Annotated in this window: 16 protein-coding genes and 1 riboswitch; of the genes, 9 read left to right on the forward strand and 7 right to left on the reverse strand. The window is 53.7% G+C overall.

Annotated elements, in window-relative coordinates:
• Nucleotides 1-26 precede the first annotated feature (26 nt).
• Nucleotides 27-743 carry a trimeric intracellular cation channel family protein gene (locus ACT3XD_RS09970; RefSeq protein WP_192536881.1) on the forward strand — a complete coding sequence of 239 codons (717 nt, stop codon included), beginning with the start codon at nucleotides 27-29 and terminating at the stop codon, nucleotides 741-743.
• 20 nt (nucleotides 744-763) lie between these two features.
• On the opposite strand, the gene ACT3XD_RS09975 is transcribed toward ACT3XD_RS09970, so the two are convergent.
• Nucleotides 764-3,727 (reverse strand): hypothetical protein, encoded by a 2,964-nt coding sequence (locus tag ACT3XD_RS09975; protein WP_192536882.1) that lies wholly within the window; start codon nucleotides 3,725-3,727, stop codon nucleotides 764-766.
• A 108-nt stretch (nucleotides 3,728-3,835) separates the two neighbouring features.
• On the opposite strand from ACT3XD_RS09975, the gene ACT3XD_RS09980 reads away from it, so the two are divergent.
• Nucleotides 3,836-4,543 carry a DUF3581 family protein gene (locus tag ACT3XD_RS09980; RefSeq protein ID WP_192536883.1) on the forward strand — a complete coding sequence of 236 codons (708 nt, stop codon included), beginning with the start codon at nucleotides 3,836-3,838 and terminating at the stop codon, nucleotides 4,541-4,543.
• A 73-nt stretch (nucleotides 4,544-4,616) separates the two neighbouring features.
• Here the strand turns inward: ACT3XD_RS09980 and ACT3XD_RS09985 are convergent, their stop codons facing one another.
• Nucleotides 4,617-6,356, reverse strand: coding sequence for a potassium/proton antiporter (locus ACT3XD_RS09985; RefSeq protein WP_192536884.1), 1,740 nt, complete (start codon nucleotides 6,354-6,356; stop codon nucleotides 4,617-4,619).
• Nucleotides 6,357-6,443: 87 nt separating this feature from the next.
• Nucleotides 6,444-6,833, reverse strand: coding sequence for a hypothetical protein (locus ACT3XD_RS09990; protein ID WP_192536885.1), 390 nt, complete (start codon nucleotides 6,831-6,833; stop codon nucleotides 6,444-6,446).
• Between the two features lie 227 nt (nucleotides 6,834-7,060).
• Between ACT3XD_RS09990 and ACT3XD_RS09995 the strand changes: the two genes are divergently transcribed.
• Nucleotides 7,061-8,560 (forward strand): CoA-acylating methylmalonate-semialdehyde dehydrogenase, encoded by a 1,500-nt coding sequence (locus ACT3XD_RS09995; protein WP_192536886.1) that lies wholly within the window; start codon nucleotides 7,061-7,063, stop codon nucleotides 8,558-8,560.
• A gap of 131 nt (nucleotides 8,561-8,691) precedes the next feature.
• On the opposite strand, the gene ACT3XD_RS10000 is transcribed toward ACT3XD_RS09995, so the two are convergent.
• The gene (locus ACT3XD_RS10000; RefSeq protein ID WP_192536887.1) at nucleotides 8,692-9,384 is read right to left on the reverse strand and encodes a hypothetical protein; all 693 of its coding nucleotides are present in this window, start codon (nucleotides 9,382-9,384) and stop codon (nucleotides 8,692-8,694) included.
• A 289-nt stretch (nucleotides 9,385-9,673) separates the two neighbouring features.
• Nucleotides 9,674-9,776: riboswitch (TPP riboswitch) on the forward strand.
• Here ACT3XD_RS10000 and ACT3XD_RS10005 point away from each other — a divergent pair.
• The 5 genes from ACT3XD_RS10005 to ACT3XD_RS10025 all read left to right on the forward strand — a co-directional run bounded on the left by ACT3XD_RS10005 (nucleotide 9,766) and on the right by ACT3XD_RS10025 (nucleotide 15,970).
• Nucleotides 9,766-11,151 (forward strand): sodium:solute symporter, encoded by a 1,386-nt coding sequence (locus tag ACT3XD_RS10005; RefSeq protein ID WP_192536888.1) that lies wholly within the window; start codon nucleotides 9,766-9,768, stop codon nucleotides 11,149-11,151. Its footprint overlaps the riboswitch before it by 11 nt.
• A gap of 55 nt (nucleotides 11,152-11,206) precedes the next feature.
• Nucleotides 11,207-12,610, forward strand: a complete 1,404-nt coding sequence (locus tag ACT3XD_RS10010) for a sensor domain-containing diguanylate cyclase (RefSeq protein ID WP_192536889.1) — start codon at nucleotides 11,207-11,209, stop codon at nucleotides 12,608-12,610.
• Nucleotides 12,611-12,689: 79 nt separating this feature from the next.
• The gene (gene corA / locus ACT3XD_RS10015; protein ID WP_192536890.1) at nucleotides 12,690-13,658 is read left to right on the forward strand and encodes a magnesium/cobalt transporter CorA; all 969 of its coding nucleotides are present in this window, start codon (nucleotides 12,690-12,692) and stop codon (nucleotides 13,656-13,658) included.
• 81 nt (nucleotides 13,659-13,739) lie between these two features.
• Nucleotides 13,740-14,918, forward strand: a complete 1,179-nt coding sequence (locus ACT3XD_RS10020) for a zinc-binding dehydrogenase (protein WP_192536891.1) — start codon at nucleotides 13,740-13,742, stop codon at nucleotides 14,916-14,918.
• Nucleotides 14,915-15,970, forward strand: coding sequence for a proline racemase family protein (locus ACT3XD_RS10025; RefSeq protein ID WP_192536892.1), 1,056 nt, complete (start codon nucleotides 14,915-14,917; stop codon nucleotides 15,968-15,970). Before ACT3XD_RS10020 ends, ACT3XD_RS10025 begins: the two co-directional genes overlap by 4 nt.
• Here the strand turns inward: ACT3XD_RS10025 and ACT3XD_RS10030 are convergent.
• The 3 genes from ACT3XD_RS10030 to ACT3XD_RS10040 all read right to left on the reverse strand — a co-directional run bounded on the left by ACT3XD_RS10030 (nucleotide 15,967) and on the right by ACT3XD_RS10040 (nucleotide 17,614).
• Entirely contained in the window at nucleotides 15,967-16,152 is a 186-nt protein-coding gene (locus ACT3XD_RS10030) for a DUF1289 domain-containing protein (RefSeq protein WP_192536893.1), read from the reverse strand. The genes ACT3XD_RS10025 and ACT3XD_RS10030 overlap by 4 nt on opposite strands.
• A 26-nt stretch (nucleotides 16,153-16,178) precedes the next feature.
• Nucleotides 16,179-16,595: an alternative ribosome rescue aminoacyl-tRNA hydrolase ArfB gene (gene arfB / locus ACT3XD_RS10035; RefSeq protein WP_192536894.1), complete on the reverse strand. Its 417-nt coding sequence runs from the start codon at nucleotides 16,593-16,595 to the stop codon at nucleotides 16,179-16,181.
• 71 nt (nucleotides 16,596-16,666) lie between these two features.
• The gene (locus ACT3XD_RS10040; RefSeq protein WP_192536895.1) at nucleotides 16,667-17,614 is read right to left on the reverse strand and encodes a D-2-hydroxyacid dehydrogenase family protein; all 948 of its coding nucleotides are present in this window, start codon (nucleotides 17,612-17,614) and stop codon (nucleotides 16,667-16,669) included.
• Nucleotides 17,615-17,716: 102 nt separating this feature from the next.
• Between ACT3XD_RS10040 and ACT3XD_RS10045 the strand changes: the two genes are divergently transcribed.
• On the forward strand, nucleotides 17,717-18,331 hold the full coding sequence (locus ACT3XD_RS10045) for a flavin reductase family protein (RefSeq protein WP_192536896.1): 615 nt from the start codon (nucleotides 17,717-17,719) through the stop codon (nucleotides 18,329-18,331).
• The last annotated feature ends 188 nt before the right edge of the window (nucleotides 18,332-18,519 follow it).

The following is an 18,519-nucleotide window of genomic DNA, read 5'->3' on the forward strand; positions in this document are numbered from 1 at the left end:
AACCATAGCGCACAAAGGGGAATCGCGTGACAGGTGTGGTGTACTGGCTAGATATGGCAGGGGTGATTGTCTTTGCGCTGTCGGGCGTGATTCTGGCGTGTCGGTCCAAAATGGACCCGTTTGGCATGCTGGTGCTTGCCGCCGTCACCGGCATTGGCGGCGGTACGTTGCGTGATTTAGTGCTGGGGGTACGCCCCGTCTTTTGGGTCGCTGACGCTACTTACTTATGGGTCATTCTGGCAACCGTTAGTGTGTCGCTGGTCGGCTTTCATTATATTCATCGTCTGTCGCGGGGGTTTCTGCCAATTGCCGATGCGTTTGGCCTTGCCCTGTTTACGGTCATCGGCACGCATAAAGCGCTGTTGCTTGGGACCTCAGGCGTGGTGGCGGTTTTGATGGGCATGATGACAGGTGTGGCGGGTGGCATGATTCGCGACATGCTGGCCCAGCGCGTACCCATGGTGTTGCGTGAAGAGATATATGCCACTGCCGCTATGGCAGGCGGAATTGCCTATGCCACCCTGCAAGCCCTAAATGCGCCGCTAAGCGTAAGTATTACTATGGCGCTAGGAATTACGCTGGGTCTTCGGTTGGCAGCGATTCACTGGCAGCTGGCGTTACCGGTCTTTGCCTGGGTGACGGTACCTCCCAAAGAGGCCCAATCGGCAGTGCCGCTCTCGACGCCAGCTAAAGCCAAAGAGCGGGTGAGAATGATACGTCGTGAGCGTAAAACAAAACGCTAATTATATAACGGTTATATGGGTCATTGAGTGGGGGTGGCTGAGATAGGTGACTGGGCTTGCTGCCAGCGTTCAAACCAGCGGCGCGGCTGTAAGATATGTAAATCAGGCTGGTTATCAACCAGCTCCACCGCGACGCCCAGCGCGCCGAGCCGAGCATAGAGCGCGCCATTCGCACTGCGCTCAGCCATAGTGATATCCGCCAGCAGTCGTAACGCGCCGCCGGTAAGAGTAAGGTTGTTGAGGCTTGCGCGATCACCGTTAATCGCAAGCTCGGCAGAGCCGCTGATATTGCGTACGCTGAGTAGCCGGCCTAGCCACTCCTTTTCACGCGCCCGTTCCAGAAAAAGCCTGGCAAGTAGCCCCGTATCGCGCATTTCAAGACCTACTTGGCTCACTAAACGCACAGGGTCTGCCCAGTCTAGCTGGGCCTCATTCATGGAAATCTGTACCCACCAGCCGGCATCCGCCGAGACGTTGTCGCCTGGGCGGATAATATTTTCCAGGCGAAGAAAGGAGTTGTCGGCGGTAAAGCGGCGTGTTTCCAGATCACCCTGCGTAAGAGTCAGGGAAAGATGCAAGTCCCCCCGCAGGCGCTGATCAAGCAGCGCCATATCGGCGCCAAACGCGCGCAGCGATAGCTCTCCTTGGGCGGTTAAACCATCTAGCAACCACTCGCTGGTAAGGCTTGCCTGCCCACCTAATAGCGTAATTCCCGCGCTTTCGGGCAGGTAGCGGTTATAACGGGTAAAGTCCGGTACGTCGGTAATCGGTAGGGCAATCCGGGTGACGAAGTGCTCTGCTTCCGGTGAGATTAGCACCTCGCTGAGCTGATTAGTCTGGGTGGTTAAAGCGAAATGACGTCCCTCCACGTGGGGGCTGTCATCATCTTTTCGCTGCAGCGAAAAACGCGGAATTCCCAGGGAAAGCTGGGCCTGTTCAGCGCTATCGACTTGTGCGGTTAGCTCGCCACGCCCCGTCGCCAGGTAATCCAAAAACGCGACTTCGAGTTGATTGGCGTTTATACGTAGCCGGGTGGGTGCCAGCAGACGATTATCCCGAAACGACCCTTGGGCAAATAGCTGGCCGTTGCCTGAAAGCGATACGCCATGGGCATCGGGCAAAAAGGTGTTTAAAAAGCCTAGGCGCTGCACGCTGCCTTCCAGCTGAAACTGCCCGCTGGGCGTATCGGCACGCCGCTGAAAACGACCATCGCGCAGCACCAGAATACTTTCCAGACGTTCGTCGGGCTGAGTGTCATCGGCGACCTGCCAGCGTAAACGGCTGCCGCTTATATCAATTGACGTGCCGTCGGTCGTTGCCTGCTTAAGTGAAAGTGAAAGCTGCATGTCACTGGTTAACGTTGTGCGCTGCTCATCGCGCTGCCAGCGGGTGGTAAGTGCGTTACCCGATAAAGAAAGCTCCCCACTCAGCTGCTCAGCGGTAATAGCAAGCGCTCCACTGCTTTGCGCTTGACCGCTGATTAGCTGAAACGGTGCGGGATCCGGCAGGTAGGTGGCTAAATAGGGTTGCAGCACATTGATGTTGGGCATGCGCGCATCTTGCCAGGTCAGGGTTGCCGTCGCCTGCTCATGGGTTAGCGCCGTGTCGGTGGGGCTTTGAGCGGTCAGGTCGATCGTAGCGTCGCTAAGTAGCGTTCGCTCATGGTGGTTAAGCATTGCCTGGGTAAATTGAAGCGTGGCGTCAACGCTCGCGGCATCCGTTAGCTCAGCATTAAGAGTACCGCTACCTTGCGCCTTGAAACCCAACGCTTCAGCCGCCAGCATTTCGGCGTCAATAAACAGGCGAGCATTATAGAGCTGGGTATCACGCACACTAACATCGGCTTCTAGACGGCCATTGCCTGATAAGCGAATCCCCCGGCCCTGTAATGTATCGGCCAGGTAGCGGTCCAGCATATCCAGCCGCATGATGGTGCCTTTCAGGGTGAGTTCGGCGTCTGTGGGCGAGCTTAAGTGATCGAGTCGCTGATTGGCGATCTTGCTGCTCAGGCGTAGCGCGGTATCAGTGGCGTAGGCTTGCGTATCTGCCAGAGTGACGCCTTGTAGCTGGGTTGCAAAGTGAAGCTGATTATCGCTCACGCTAAGTTGAACGTTTCCTTGGCCTGTGGCGAAATGCCGGGGCGGAGGGGCATCCGCGATCACCCAGGTAGTCGGGGCCGTTGGCTCAATAAGCTTGCGCTCGTCTAGCGTTAAGCGTAACTCAGGCGCCTCCAGGGACAGCTGGCTGCCTTCTTCAAGCGTGCCTGACGCTAGGGCAATATGGCCGGTCAATTCGCCCCGGCCATTCAAAAACAGCCAGGGAAGGGCATCCAGGTAGGGCATGAACACGTCCCAGGCATCTGCTTGGGCACGTAGCTCAAGCGTTGCCGAAAGGGCGGCGAGTAGCTCAGGGTTAAGCTCGCCCGTGGCCGGGTCGGTCGGTGTGACCTCATCAAGCGATGCCGTTGCCTCAAGGTTAATCGCATTAACCAGCGTCATTTGGTCGCTAAGCCGTACCAAGCGGCCTTCAGTGATGGCAAGGGTTGCTTCGGGGACGGCCAGGCGCTCACGGCTAAGCGTTGTGTTCGATACACGCAATGTGCCTTGAGCTTCAAGGGCAATATCGCCTATGGTTAAGCGGCGAATGCCTTCTGCGTCCATTGCCTGAATATGTAGTTCACCGCGCAGTAGCGATAATAAAGACAGCGTAAGCGTGGCGCGTTCGGCCTCAATGCTAATCGGTAACGCGTCATCTTCACGTGAAAGGTACAGGTTTTCTACCTCCCAGCGCCCAGGGTGGCGGCTGGCACCTTGGCTCCAACGAATCTCAACGCCTTCGAACTGGGAGATTTTGTTGGGTAGCCACTGGCTATTAAGCAGCCAATAGCTGCCTATCAGCCAAATGGCGACGATAAATAAGGCGCCAATTAGCGTTGCTAATGCAAAGCGTGGTAAGCGTTTTTTGGCAATATTCGTGTTTGGCATACTCGCTTCCTGGCCGATGACTCCTGTTAGCGCGTGTTTTATGGCATTATGCGCGACGTTGGGCAGTTATGGGTTTTCGATTTCAACGCTAGGCAGGCAGCAAACGCCATGTTCAAGGATTTTTACGCGCAACGCGGAGAGTACATCGTGATCTCTGCTGAGCAGGCCAGCCGTTTCGCTAAAGGCGTGGCTGGCGATTACAACCCCATTCATAATCCGGATGCGCGTCGTTTCTGCGTGCCTGGTGACTTGCTATTCGCACTGATACTCGTCAAATTTGGGTTGTCGCGGCAAATGGAATTTCGCTTCACCAATATGGTGAGTGCTGATACGCCGCTGTTGTTTAGTGAAGCAGATAACGGTGAGCTACACGTATCTGACGAGAGTGGCAAATGCTATCTGCAGGTGGTTCGCAGTGGTGAAACAACCTTGGATGAAACCGCTATTGAAGCATTTGCGCGCTGCTATGTGGCTTTTTCGGGAAAAAACTTTCCGCACTATTTAAAGCCGTTAATGGAGCAGCACGGGGTCATGTTTAACCCCAAACGCCCGCTGGTTATTTACGATAGCATGGGATTCTCGCTGGAGCGTTTGGATGGGTTTAACCCCAACCTTGCGTTAACGCGCTCCTCACTGGATGTGCAGGGTAAGCGGGCGGATGCGCTGCTTGAATTTTCCATTGAATCGGCTGGAGATGCGGTAGGGGTTGGCTCCAAGAAGTTGGTGGTTAGTGGCCTGTGTCATTACGACGCCAGCGAAATGGCGGCAATCGTCGATGAGTTCTACCGGCTTAAAGCGGCTTACGAAGCGGCTTAAACAATTCTTGCGATGCGTTTCTATTCAAGCCAATAGCCACCTGTACCGAGCAGGTGGCTATTACGCATAGCGGTTAGCCTGGCATGTTTGTCGGTACAAGCGCTGGTTGAATATTCGTTACGCCTATGGTGGTAATACGCCCTTCGAGTACCCCCAGTACGGATAACGTCACATCGCCTAGTACTAGTTCATCGCCTTCGCTTGGGCTATCGGGCAGGCGTTCATGCAACAGCTTATCCAGTGTGCATGTCATATCATCATCTAACGTAAGGCCATACGAGTGAAGTACTTCGCCGACACTGGTGCTTCCCTTAAGGCGTAAGGTTTGATCAGGAAATTCGCCGCTGGTAATACTTGCGCCCTCGGCAAACACGTAGTTAACAAAAGGCCTAATATCAGGGCGTAAAACGACAAACAGGTGGTCGCCTGCCTGAAGTAGCGTTGAGCCACGCGGTGGGATGACATCCTTGCCGCGCGTAATCATCGCCACCACCGTGCCATCCGGTAGCGCAATTTGGGATAACCGTCGATTGACGGCCCTTGCGGTATCGCCTAAGCGGTACTCCACAATATCGGCGTCAACATCTTCCAGTGCCGTAATTTCAAGGCTTGCGGCAGGCACAATGGGCGGTGCGACGGTAAGGCCTAATTTACGCGCCACATAGGGAAGGGTTGTGCCTTGAAGGGTAGCGGAGATTAACACCACGAAGAAAACCACGTTGAAGATAAGCTCCGCGCCTTCCAGGCCAAAGATCAGCGGAAATATAGCCAGAATAATGGGCACTGAGCCACGTAGGCCTACCCAGGCAACCAACCCGGTTTCACGGTTGGTAAAGCCGAACATTTTAAGAATAGGCGTCACGGCAAGCGGACGGGCCACCAGTATTAAAATGGCCGCGATCATCAGGCCTTCAAGCCATACGTCCAGCAGTGACATGGGATTGATAAGCAGGCCCAGCACAACGAACATGACGATCTGGCTCATCCACGCCAAGCCATCATGAAACAAGAAGGTACTGCGCTGAAAAGCGATGCGACGGTTACCGATCATCACCCCCGCCACAAAGATCGCCAGAAAGCCGCTGCCCCCAAGATTAGCTGCGACACCAAAGGCAAATAGGCCACAGGCTGCCACCAGCACGGGATAAAGCCCTGAGGTTACCAGTTGGATGCGATTGATTATTTGAACCGATGCCCAGCCCACTAATAAACCCACGACGCCGCCAACCCCGATCTGCATCACGAATAGCTTCAATAAGCCCACGCCAAGTGGCATATCGTTAACCAGAACTTCAAGCAGTCCAATGGTCAAGAAAATCGCCATAGGGTCGTTCGAGGCGCTTTCGATCTCAAGCGTCGACTTAAGCCGTTTGTTGATATGGATATCGGCATTACGCAGCAGCGAAAAAACGGCCGCCGCATCGGTCGACCCTACGATGGCGCCCAACAATAACCCATCGAGCAGCGGCAGATTAAGAATATAGGCCGCTGCTGCACCTGTAATCATTGATGTAATGAGAACCCCAGCCGTTGCCAGTAAGGATGCGGGTTTCCAAACCATGCGAATTGAAGCCATCGGCGTTTGTAGACCGCCGTCGAAGAGAATCATGGCCAGCGCCAAGGTACCCAGGGCATGTGCCAAAATAGGATTATCAAAGCTGATCCCGCCAATACCCGCTTCCCCAGCCAGCATGCCGGTTCCCAGGAACAGAACCAGCACCGGCATACCCAAGCGGGCCGAAAGTTTGCTTGAGATTATGCCGATCAGCAGCAGGATCGCTGCCATTAAAATAAGTTGATCCACCTGAAACATACGCGCTTCCTAGCAAACGATATAAATGGGCGCCGCGTTAAACCGTGGTGCCATGCAGTAATGAAATTCTGAGAGTACCCTAATCGGTTAGGCAGCCGGAGGCGCGCGGCTAGGTGGAAGGCATATGGATAGGCTATCTGCCCGTGGCGTAATTGAACGCGACAGAGTGCAACTGCCTGAGCGGGCGAAGACAACCTGGGCTGCATAAGCAGGCAAGGCCGCATCGCCCGTCTCCGCGTCATTGGTGTCGGCGGTCAGGGGCTTGCTGCCGCGAATTCGTAATGAATGGCTCTGTGTGGCCAGCGGCAGCAGCGCTTCGCGCTGATCGGCATGCGTGGATGAGCTGTTGACGCCGGTAGCAATAGCGGCCGGAGAAGATGGAGTGGCGCACCAGAGCAGCAGGGTCAGAATGCACAGGCCGGCATGGCTCAGCTTGTGGGTAATCACCGCAGTGAAGGCTTGTTTCTGATAAGGCAAAGCGCCATCTCCATCGTCGTACGCTTTATCATCCTTTATTGGCAAGGCAGGTCAAGCGGTTAAGCGCACGCTCACGATTTCTTTTTGTGCTGTGTCATTGCCAATCAGCAATTGCATTAATAGCTAATTGACGTTTACGTCAACTTGCTGCTATACCCTGTTCACACCGCAAAGGCAGTGATAATGACTGTCTCCACAACGAACAATCATAAGACAGGAGCAACGCAATGGCCGTTCGCGAAATTTCCATGATCATTGATGGTCAGGCCGTCCCGTCACAGAGTCAGGAATGGCGTGATGTGGTTAATCCAGCGACTCAGGAAGTGGTGGCCCGGGTACCTTTTTGTACCGCAGAAGAGGTAGAGCGCGCGATTGCCAGTGCGCAGGAGGCCTTTAAAGAGTGGCGCAACGTCCCGCTTGGCAAACGTATGCGTATCATGCTGACCCTACAGGCGTTGATTCGGGATAATACCGATGAGCTGGCCGCTTTAATCACCGAAGAGCATGGCAAGACGCTACCGGATGCTAAAGGCGAAGTGGGGCGCGGGTTAGAAGTGGTTGAGCATGCCTGCTCGATTACCTCGCTTCAGCTAGGCGAAGTGGCTGCAAACGCCGCTAGTGAAGTAGATGTCTATACGCTTCACCAGCCGCTAGGTGTCGGTGCGGGTATTACCGCGTTTAATTTCCCCATTATGCTGCCTTGCTTCATGTTTCCGCTGGCCATTGCCACGGGCAATACGTTTGTCTTGAAACCCTCCGAGCAGGATCCCAGCTCTACCATGCGTCTGGTGGAGTTGGCCCATGAAGCGGGGGTGCCGCCGGGCGTGTTAAACGTCGTGCATGGCGGTCCCGAGGTTGCCAATCAGATCGCTGATCACCCAACGATCAAAGCCCTTTCATTTATTGGTTCAACCCATGTGGGGTCGCTGCTTTACAAGCGGGCGGGCGATGCAGGCAAGCGCATGCAAGCCATGATGGGCGCGAAAAATCACTGTGTAGTGATGCCTGATGCGAATCGCAGCCAGGCGATTAATAACCTGCTGGGGTCGGCGTTTGGCGCCGCCGGACAGCGCTGTATGGCCAATTCCGTCTTAGTGCTGGTCGGTGAGGCGCGCCAGTGGATTGACGATATCGTGGAAGCCGCGCGCCAGATGAAAGTCGGCCCAGGCACTCAGCAGGATGCCGATTTAGGGCCACTCGTATCAACCGCTGCTAGGGATCGTGTGCTGCGTTTAATTGAGGCGGGCGAAAAGGAAGGCGCCAATTTGCTGGTTGATGGGCGCAACTGCCAAGTAGAGGGCTACCCAAAGGGCAACTTTGTCGGACCGACGCTCTTTACCGACGTGACGGCGGAGATGACCATTTACCGTGAAGAGATTTTTGGCCCCGTACTTTGCGTAGTCAATGTGGAAACGCTTGATGAGGCGATTGCGTTTATCAATGCCAACCCTAACGGCAACGGCACTTCTATCTTCACTAACTCCGGCTGGGTGGCGCGGCGTTTTGAAACGGATATTGATGTGGGGCAGGTGGGAATTAACGTGCCGATTCCGGTGCCGGTTGCTTATTTTAGCTTTACCGGCTCAAGGGCCTCAAAACTGGGCGATCTAGGGCCTAACGGTAAGCAGGCTATTGCGTTTTGGACACAAACCAAAACAGTAACCGCGCGCTGGTTTGAGCCTGAAAATGTTTCCAGCGGCATCAATAGCACTATCTCATTAAGCTAGAAGCTATGTTTCATCAAGTCAGAAGCCATTGTGCTTGGGCTTATGATTGCGCTGACGCTTAGCCAAGCCTGACAGCGTTTAACTAGATATCACGGGCTCCTTTTTAGGAGCCCGTGCTGGTATAGAGTGTCTTAAAAGTCCTGCAGCAGGTTGAAGCTTTCCTCAAGCAGCTTTTCAATGGGGTTAAGCTGGCTCTCATGCAGAACCAGTAGCGAGGGCGACGCTTTTACCTGCCCGCTAAGCGGCACCAACAGTGCAAACTCACCCTCTTCCAGATGAAACTCATGGATTTCACGGGGGCCGTGCGGAGTTTTGCACTGTGAGCAGCGGTAGACATCGTCTTCCCCATATACCAAGCGGTGATACATTTTAAACAGCGTATAAAGGGCGAGCCCGCCTTCAAAGGCGGGCCAGCTTGCTGGCATTGTGCGTATATCATCGGCAAGCATTTGCCCTTCAGCTTTGGCGTCGGCGATAGCATGGGCGAGAGGGTCTGCTAGAACGGTCGGGTTTTCTGACGGGAGAGGGACATTTTGTTGCGCGGCCTTCTCAAAGTATTTTACAACCCGCTTAAAATCAGCCAGATCATGCAAAGCGTAGTCGGCATGCTGTAGGTCGTCTGGTTCAAAACCACCGTTTTCCCAGCCATGAATGACGCGAAGCGTCATGTCACCGCGTGCCATCGGTCGCGCCAACAGCATATAAAGCATTACACGAACGTGAAGCTGGCGCTCATCGGTGTTGTTTTCAAATGCACGATAAGGATCAGCAAATAGAGTATGGAGCCGACCTTGGGTATGCTCTTTGGCTTCGGTATACGACATGGCAATTTCCTATGCGCGCGCCATAGGTATATTCACACGGCGCTTTTGGCATTGATGGTTGTTATGGCGCGAACGGCAGTAAGCCAGTTTTATGCGGCAACGCCGCTATGCAGGTAATACTCCAAATTTTTATTAGTTTAAGCAACGTTGTAGCGAATGAATAGGAGAAGTAAGCCCTTTTCATTCTAGCTATTTAGCGCATAGCATACATAGCCGCAGGCGCGAGTGGGGAACATTGTCACTCAGTTTTGACGGTTCGTTGAATTTCAATCAGGATACGCTCTCAATTCACTGTCGCCAGGGGAGCCACATTGTGTGGCTGAGAATGCTGTTGCAGACCCTGGAACCTGATCCGGTTAGAACCGGCGGAGGAAGTGCGACATGCCATACCTAACGTCAGCCATGCTAGGCGCGGCGCTCTGCTGCTTTGCATTTTTAGGCTTTAAAGCCCGTGGGCGAAAAGGCTCACTAGATGACTATGTCACCGCGCGAAACTCACAAACCAGCACTACGCTAGGGCTCTCTTTTGTTGCCTCTGGGATGGGGGCATGGATATTATTTGCGCCGCCAGAAATTGGCGCCTTTGCCGGCCCGTTGGCACTGGCAGGTTACGCTCTTGGCTCTTCGCTTCCGTTTATCGTCCTTGGCCTCTATGGGCCGGCTATTCGCCGCGCTTTGCCCGAGGGACGCAGCATCGCGGAGTTTGCCGACGCTTGCTATGGCCGGGGCGTTCGCCACTGGGTAACGCTGGTTTCGGTGGTATACATGGCGTGTTTTTTGGCCGCTGAATTAACCGCCATTGGGGCGATTACGTCACTGCTATCTGACGTGCCGCCGAACTGGGTGATCATTGGCGTTACCCTCGCTACACTACTTTACACGGTAAGCGGCGGGCTGCGCGCAAGCCTTGCGACCGACCGCTGGCAGGCGTGGCTACTGGTTGCCCTGTTGATGATCGTTTCAAGCGTCACCCTGTGGCACCTGCCCGCAATGCCCAGTGGTGCGGTGCTGCCCTCCATTCCCACATCCAGTGCACTTAGTGTGTCGTTAACGCTGGTGATTGCGGTCACTGCGGCCAACCTGTTTCACCAGGGCTATTGGCAGCGAGTATGGGCTGCGCGTGATAATCAAAGCCTGGGGCGGGGCGCCTGGATGGGCGGAATTGCCACGGTAGTCATCGTAATGGTGATTGGCGGTTTGGGCATGGTGGCGGCCATGAGTGGAATAGCGCTTGGTGAGCCCCCGATGCCTTTTTTTGCGCTATTGAATAACGTGCCCTCTTGGGTAGCCATGGTGGCCCTGGTGCTGGCGGTCACGCTGGTGGCATCGAGTGTGGATACGCTGCAAAGTGGTATTGCCTCGCTGATTGTGTCGCGCAGCGAAAAGCCTGGTGTTTCCATCACTCTCACGCGTTGGATGACCGTCTTACTTATGGTGCCGGTGGTGATTGTCGCGCTTCAGGGGTTGTCGATCCTACGCCTTTTTTTAATCGCCGATTTACTGTGCGCCGCCATTGTCGTGCCTGTTCTACTCGGTTTATGGCAACGCATGACGCCGCTTGCGGCTATTGGTGGCGGTTTGGCTGGACTAATGGGCGCTATCTTGCCGGGATGGATAGGTCAAGAAAGCCTAAGTGCCGGTATAATGGCTGCAAGCTTCCCCAATAGCGTTCCCACGCTCGGCCCGTTTTTAGGAGCGTTGTTAGCTTCCACTACGGTAAGCGTGGTGCTCGCGTATGTGACGAGCAATAAGGCGGTTGGGCAGTGAAAATTATTTCACGCTATGATGGACAAAACACCTACCGACCTGGGTGAAGTATTAAATGAGTTATCCTATACCGTCAGATGAGAAAGCACGCCTAGAGGCGCTTTACGAGCTTAAACTGCTCGATACGCCCAGCGAGCCAGTGTTTGACCGTATTACCCGGCTTGCCGCGAGGCTGCTTAGTGTGCCTGGTGTCACGATTACCCTGATTGATGCCAAACGCCAGTGGTTTAAATCACGTGTTGGTCTGGATGTGCTTGAGACGCCACGTGATATCGCTTTTTGCGCCTACCCAGTTGCCGAATCTGCCCCTTTGGTCGTTGAGGATGCCTGTCTTGATAGCCGATTTGCGCAGAACCCACTGGTGGCTAAGCCTAATGGGGTACGTTTCTACGCAGGAATACCGCTAAAAACCACCAAGGGACTGGTGCTAGGCACTCTCTGTACGATAGATACCAAACCACGAAAACTCAGTAAAAGCGATTTTTCCACGTTGCAGGATCTTGCCGATATCGTGACTGAGGAAATCCAGCTGCGTGAGCGACTCAATCGTGAGAAGAAACAAAAAGAGGCCTCTCAGGAAGCCCTGATTAAGCTTCATCATAGTCTTGAACAGCAAATCGAACAGCGTACTCATGAGCTTAAATTGGTCATTGAAACCGCTTACGACGCCTATGTGAGCGTTGATGCAAACGACTGCGTATTGGACTGGAACTTAGCTGCCACCACCATGTTTGGTTGGTCGCGCGAGCAGGCCTTGGGCAAGCCGATTAGCCAGCTTATACTGCCTGATGGCTTACCCTGTGAGGCTGAAAAAGGACCGGTGACTCATTTAGCACACCGATCAGATGGCAGTCGCTTACCGGTTGAGATTCGCTTTAAATCGCTCTCTTTTCACAGTAGGCAGTGGCGTAGTCTGTTTATCCACGATATCAGCGAACGCCAGCAGCTTGAACGCTTGCGTGACCAGCAGGCGCGCGAAGATGTACTAACCAAGTTGGCCAATCGCCGGGCGCTGGACGAACGCTTGCCTGACGCTATGGCTCGTGTGCGACGCTCACAAAAGCCGTTAGCCGTACTGTTTATGGATCTGGATAGTTTTAAGCAGGTTAATGATAATTATGGCCATGCGGTTGGCGATGAGCTGCTACGCGAAATAGCCAAGCGATTAACGGCCTCTGCCCGGGAAACCGACTTTGTTGTACGTTGGGCCGGGGATGAGTTTGTTCTGCTGCTTGAGGGCGTTGCGCTGGATGCGATCAAACCTATAGCGCAAAAGCTCATTCATACTATTGAACAGCCGCTGCTCATTGGTAAGGCCGTGTTAACCGTAAGTACTAGCATTGGCGTTGCGGTTTATACGCCGGGCGCAGATGAAACGGCGCAAGAACTCCTTAAACGTGCCGATGTTGCGATGTATGAAGCAAAACGCGCGGGTAAAGCTCAGGTATGCATATCATAGCTACGTATATCAAAGGTACGCATATCATAGGTACGCATCGCGTAAGCTGCGTATTATTTTAAAGAATTCAAGGAAGAGTATGATTCGCAGCATTGTGACAACACCCGATGGCACCACTTACGAAGGCGACGAGCAGCTCTTTGCGACGTGGCAAACAATACCCGATAGCCACATTTGGATAGATATGCAGGGCGAAGACGAAGAGACGGTCGAGCGCCTGCTGGAAAAATTTGAGTGTCACCCACTGGCGATACAGGATGCTCATAAAGAGCGCCTGCCGCCTAAAATCGAAGAATTCGATAATCACACGCTGATTGTCTACCGGGGTATCTCTTCATTTGATGCCCAACTTAATTTTGTCCCTCAGCAGGTATGCTTTTTTATCGGCGAGCGCTTTTTAGTCACGCTACATTCAGGCCTTGCCATGAGCGTTGAGCGATTGTTAAAAGAGCATGGTAAGGCACTCTTAGCCAAGTCGCCTGAGCAGGTAGCGTTAAAAATCATGTATACCTCAGCCGGCTACTATATCGATAGTCTGCTTGAGTTTGAGTCGGAACTGAGCGATTTAGAGGATGAGCTGCTCGCAAACGGTAACGACGTATTAATGCGTAAGATTACTACTTACCGTTCTCGATTGGTCAAAATGCGCCGCGTGTTTAACTATCATAAAGGGATTACCCAAGAGTTAACGGCCTACGACTATCAGCATCTTCCCCGCGAAGAAAGCGAAACGCTGCATGCCATTAACGATGTGGCCGAACGTTTTGAAAGGCTTTATACGCTGACTCAGATGTATTACGACATTTGCGGCGATTTGGTCGACGGCTATATTTCCATTTCATCGCACCAGCTTAATATCACCATGCGTGTTCTAACGGTGATTACCGCGATTTTTGTCCCCTTAACGTTTATTGCCGGTATCTACGGGATGAACTTTGAGTACATGCCGGAACTGGGCTATCGCTACGGCTACTTCTTTGTATGGGGCGCCATGGTCGGGATGGCTGTAGTGCTGATTTGGCTATTCAAGCGAAGAGGCTGGTTCTAGTTCAGTAGGCTTTTAAGCAGCGGCCAGAGTTTGTTATGGTCGAGCAGTTACCTTATTCCTTTGCATTAGGGAGCCTGCCCAATGACTGAATCTGCTGCTGTTCCTACCACGATGGCTGCCATGCTCTTGACTGGGCATGGTGGCATTGAAGAGCTGCATTACCGAGAAGACGTCGAGACTCCCAAGCCTGGGCTGGGTGATGTTCTGGTTCAGGTAACGGCGACTGCGAAAAACAATACCGACCGCAAAGCCCGCGAAGGCCTTTATCCCACCAAGGAGAAGGGCGACGTTACTTCTTTCGCTATGGGCGGTACACCCACGTTAACCTTCCCGCGCATTCAGGGGGCTGACGTGGCGGGGCGGATTGTGGCAGTGGGCGAAGGCGTGGATGCCGGGCGAATCGGTCAGCGGGGTCTGCTTGATTTCAATATCTATGCCGATGAGCGTCGGGACATCAACCTGACCCCGGATTACTATGGCCATGGTGCTGACGGCGGCTACGCTGAATATGTTGCCGTACCGTCAGACCAGTTTCACCATGTCGATAATCCTAAACTGCATGACACCGAGCTTGCGTCCATGGGCATGTGCTCCTACCAGACGGCCTATCACATGATGACATCGGCCCAGGTCGAAGCGGGCGAGCGCGTGCTGGTAAGCGGTGCAAGTGGCGGTGTGGGCACCGCATTGATTCAGCTTTGCCGGATTGTCGGGGCCATTCCCTATGCGGTTAGCCAGCCCGATAAAGCCGATGCGCTGCTGGCGCTAGGCGCCGAAGCGGTGATTGACCGCGGCGACCTGCCTACGTTTGTGGATCGGGTGCTGGCCACTACCAGCGGTAAGCCGATTGACGCGGTGATGGATTTAGTCGGTGGTGATATGACCGATTTGTTTATCGACACCATGATTGTCGATATGCAGAGCCGCCAAACCTATCCACGTCTTTCAATTGCAGGCGCGAGTGGCGGTAACCTTAGCGAAATCATGTGGACGCGTATTTACCTTTATCAGGTCCAGATATTTGGCGTTTCTCACGGTACCCGGGAAGAAGCCGAGCAGCTTATTGATTGGATTCGCCATGGTGAGCTCAAGCCGGTCCTTCACGCCGCTTTCAAGCTTTCAGAGCTGCATGCCGCCGAACGCTATTTTGTTAATCGAGGCAGCAATTATCTCGGTAAGATCGTCATCGTGCCCGATGCGCAGTGGGATGCCCATGGCGCTCCTTTTGCCCTAACGAACGCTCAGGAGCAACGCCCTTGAAAAATATCCATACACTTCAATTGATGGATACCCATGCAGGCGGCGATGTTAGCCGGATTGTAACGGGAGGGATTGATGCCCTGCCGGGGGCGACCGTACGGGAACAAATGGAGTACCTGCGCGACGATGCCGATGGCCTGCGCAGACTGCTGTTGGAAGAGCCTTACGGTATTCCAGAAATGTCGGTCGATCTGCTGGTACCCGCTACACATCCTGAGGCAGCGGCGGGCTACATTATTATGGAAGTGATGGGCTATCCGATCTATTCAGGCTCCAACACGTTATGTACCGCTACCGCCGTGCTTGAGGCTGGCATCGTGCCCAAGCAGGAAGGTATCCAGCGCTTTGCTCTGGAAGCGCCGGCAGGCCTGGTACACATAGAGGCGCGCGTGCATAACGGGGTGGTGGAGTCGGTTACCTGCGAAGGCCTGCCAAGCTACATTGATACCTACCGCGATACGATTCAGGTGCCGGGTATCGGCGCAGTGACGTACTCCATTGCCTATAGTGGCGGCTTTTACGCGCTAGTGGACGCCACCGAGCTTGGCTTTAAGCTGATTCGTGAAGAAGAGCAGGCACTTTCAGCCTGCGCGCATAAAATCGTGGAAGCACTGCAAGCCCAGCGCGGTTTTTCACACTACACGCTGGGCGATGTCGGCCCGCTACCGTTTTTGCACTTTATGGGGCCTGAAGAGCAGGTGGGTGAGGGCTATTTTCGCTCGCGCTCAACAACCTACGTGCACCCAGGCGTGATTTGCCGCAGTACCACCGGCACGGGTACTTCCGCCCGTTTAGCGCTGATGAACTATGAAGGCCGCCTCAACGTAGGCGATAAGCTTGAAACAGTGTCGCTGCGTGAAACCGGATTTATTGGCACGTTTACCGGAACGCATCAGGAAGGCGCGTATCAGGTCGTTGAAAACACAATTACCGGACGCAGCTACGTGCTTGCTCAGTCGGATATAGTGATTAACTGTGATGACCCGCTGGTGGCCTGTGGTGAGTTGCACCATATTTTGAGCGACCGCCATGCCGCTAAGTCGGGTAGCTAGCCTCGGCTCGCTATATACCCCTTCGCTTCTAAGCGCTCCCATACCGGGGCCTTTTCGGCTTCGGTCATTTGGCTCCAATAGGCAATTTCATCCAGCGTGCGTCCACAACCCTGACATGTGTTTGCCGGGTCTAACTGGCAGTGCTGAATGCAGGGGGAAAGCGGTCGGGAAACAATTGTCATGCGAGGCTCAATATACTGTGTAACGCTTATGAAGTGGAAACCTTACCACGTAGCGATTTGATTTTGCCTTTGCGGGTTTTATGGTCAACACGGCGTCGCTGGGAGCCTTTTGTCGGCTTAGTAGGACGGCGTACTTTCTGCTGCTTGGTCGCACTGATGATCAGTTCTTTCAAGCGCGTAAGGGCGTCTTCTTTATTAAGCTCCAGCGTGCGATAGCTTTGCGCCTTGATAATTACCACGCCCTCTTTACTGATGCGCTGATCATTAAGCGCCATCAAACGTTCTTTATAAAACGCAGGCAGCGTAGAGCGTAAAATATCAAAGCGTAAATGCACCGCTGACGCCACTTTGTTGACATTCTGGCCACCAGCACCCTGGGCTCGGATTTGGCTAATATCGATTTCCCAGTCGGCGAGGGCAACATGGTTGGAAATAGTGAGCATCCAGTCCTCTGTGTCACACGTGAGTTATAAGGCTAGCACAGTTAACACAGAGGAGCGTGCAACCGCGGGGGTCAAGAGGCGAGGTTAGTGACCGGATCACCGCTAATAAAGGCATTTAAATTTGCAAAGGCATCGCCGAAATAAAGCTCATAGCTATCTTTTTCGACATAACCCACGTGAGGGGTCGCCAGGCAATTGGGCAGTTGAATGAGCGGATCATCATGCGTGGGTTCACTGTCGAAAACATCGACCGCCGCACGCCCGGGCCTGCCTGCCTTTAGAGCACTGACCAAAGCGCCTGGGGCAATTAACGGTGCGCGGCTGGTGTTGACCAGAAGGGCGGTGGAGTTCATGCGGGCAAGGTGATGTGCAGTGACTATACCGCGGGTCTCATCATTCAGGCGCAGGTGTAAGCTCAGCACATCGGCGCGTTGAAAAAGATCATCCTGGCTCTCGGCAACCGTTAAACCCGCCTCAAGCGCGCGTGCCTGAGTGCCTTCGCGGCCCCATACCAGCACGTTCATCTCGAATGCCTGGGCGTAGCGGGCCACTAGGCTGCCTATTTTTCCGAAACCGAAAATCCCCAATGTGCGTCCCTTCAGCCCGGTACCTAGCGTTTGCTGCCAGTGGCCAGCTTTAAGATTGGCTACTTCTTCAGGTATGTGACGCATGGCTGATAGGATCAGCCCCCAAGTCAATTCAGCTGCCGCGTAGGGTGAGCCTTTACCCGCCATTACCGTGATGCCACGGCGCTGGCAGGCCTTGAGATCCACATGGGCTGCGCCGCCGCCGGTTTGGCTAATCACTTTTAAGTTGGGTAAGCGTTCCAGGAGCTCTGCAGTGATAGGAGTACGCTCACGGATGAGTACTAACGCATCTGCTGTCTGAAAGCGTTCGACTAGCGCCTCCAGATCGGTCAGCGTATCGTGATAAACCGTTACGTCATGCCTGCTCAGTGCAGCAAAGGCATTAAGGTGACGCACACAGTCCTGATAATCATCGGCAATCACGATCTTCATTGGCAGGTCCTTGGTCGGTGTAAAATCATCATAAACGCAGCGCCGATAGCGTGCTGTTATAAAGTGATACTACCCTTACGTTTGGCAATCAAGGAGCAATGAATGAGCGACTATTTATTAGAGGATTCTCCGTTAAGCGCTGGGATTATTTATCGCCTGCTCTCAGGAAGTATCTGCCCACGCCCGATTGCGTGGGTAGCCACTCAAGGTACCAGTGGGAAGGACAATCTTGCGCCCTTTTCGTTTTTCAATGTGGCAAGCGTGACCCCGCCTGTCTTGGCTTTTTCGCCACTTCTAGATGGCAGCGGGCAGCCGAAAGATACAATTCGCAATCTAGAGGAATTGCCGGAATGCGTGGTGCATATTGGTAGTGAAGCGCTGATCGAAGCGCTGAACACAACTAGTGCCAGCCTGCCCAGAGAGGAAGATGAGTTTACGCTTGCAGGGCTTGAGAAAGCGCCAATGTCAGGCGTTTCAGTGCCGCGTATCGCAGCATCCCCAGTTGCCTTTGGTTGCAAGCTTTATGAGTTGATTCGCTTTGGCGACCAGCCTTTGGCGGGTACGCTGGTGTTGGCGCAGATAGTGTCTATTCATATCGATGACGCCGTATGGGATGGCCGTCATGTAGATATCGATTTACTCAAGCCTATTGGCCGGCTAGCGGGTAGTGACTACGCTCGTGCAACCGACCGCTTTGCTATTGAGCGTCCGGCTTAATCTAGCAAGCCTGCACTGAGCTATGTCTGAAGCTATTTCAGGTTCTATATCCGTTTCTATATCAGGTTCTATGTCTCGGGCCAAAACAGCCTGGTGCTTAGGTCAGAAACGCTTTCAATACAATTCTTATAAAGCAATCGCTAACTTAAGTATAAATAAGCTTTAGTTAAACTACTCCCTGCCGATAC

Origin of the sequence: Halomonas sp. AOP7-B1-5, assembly GCF_052353045.1 — a bacterium.
Classification (GTDB): Bacteria; Pseudomonadota; Gammaproteobacteria; order Pseudomonadales; family Halomonadaceae; genus Vreelandella; species Vreelandella colorata.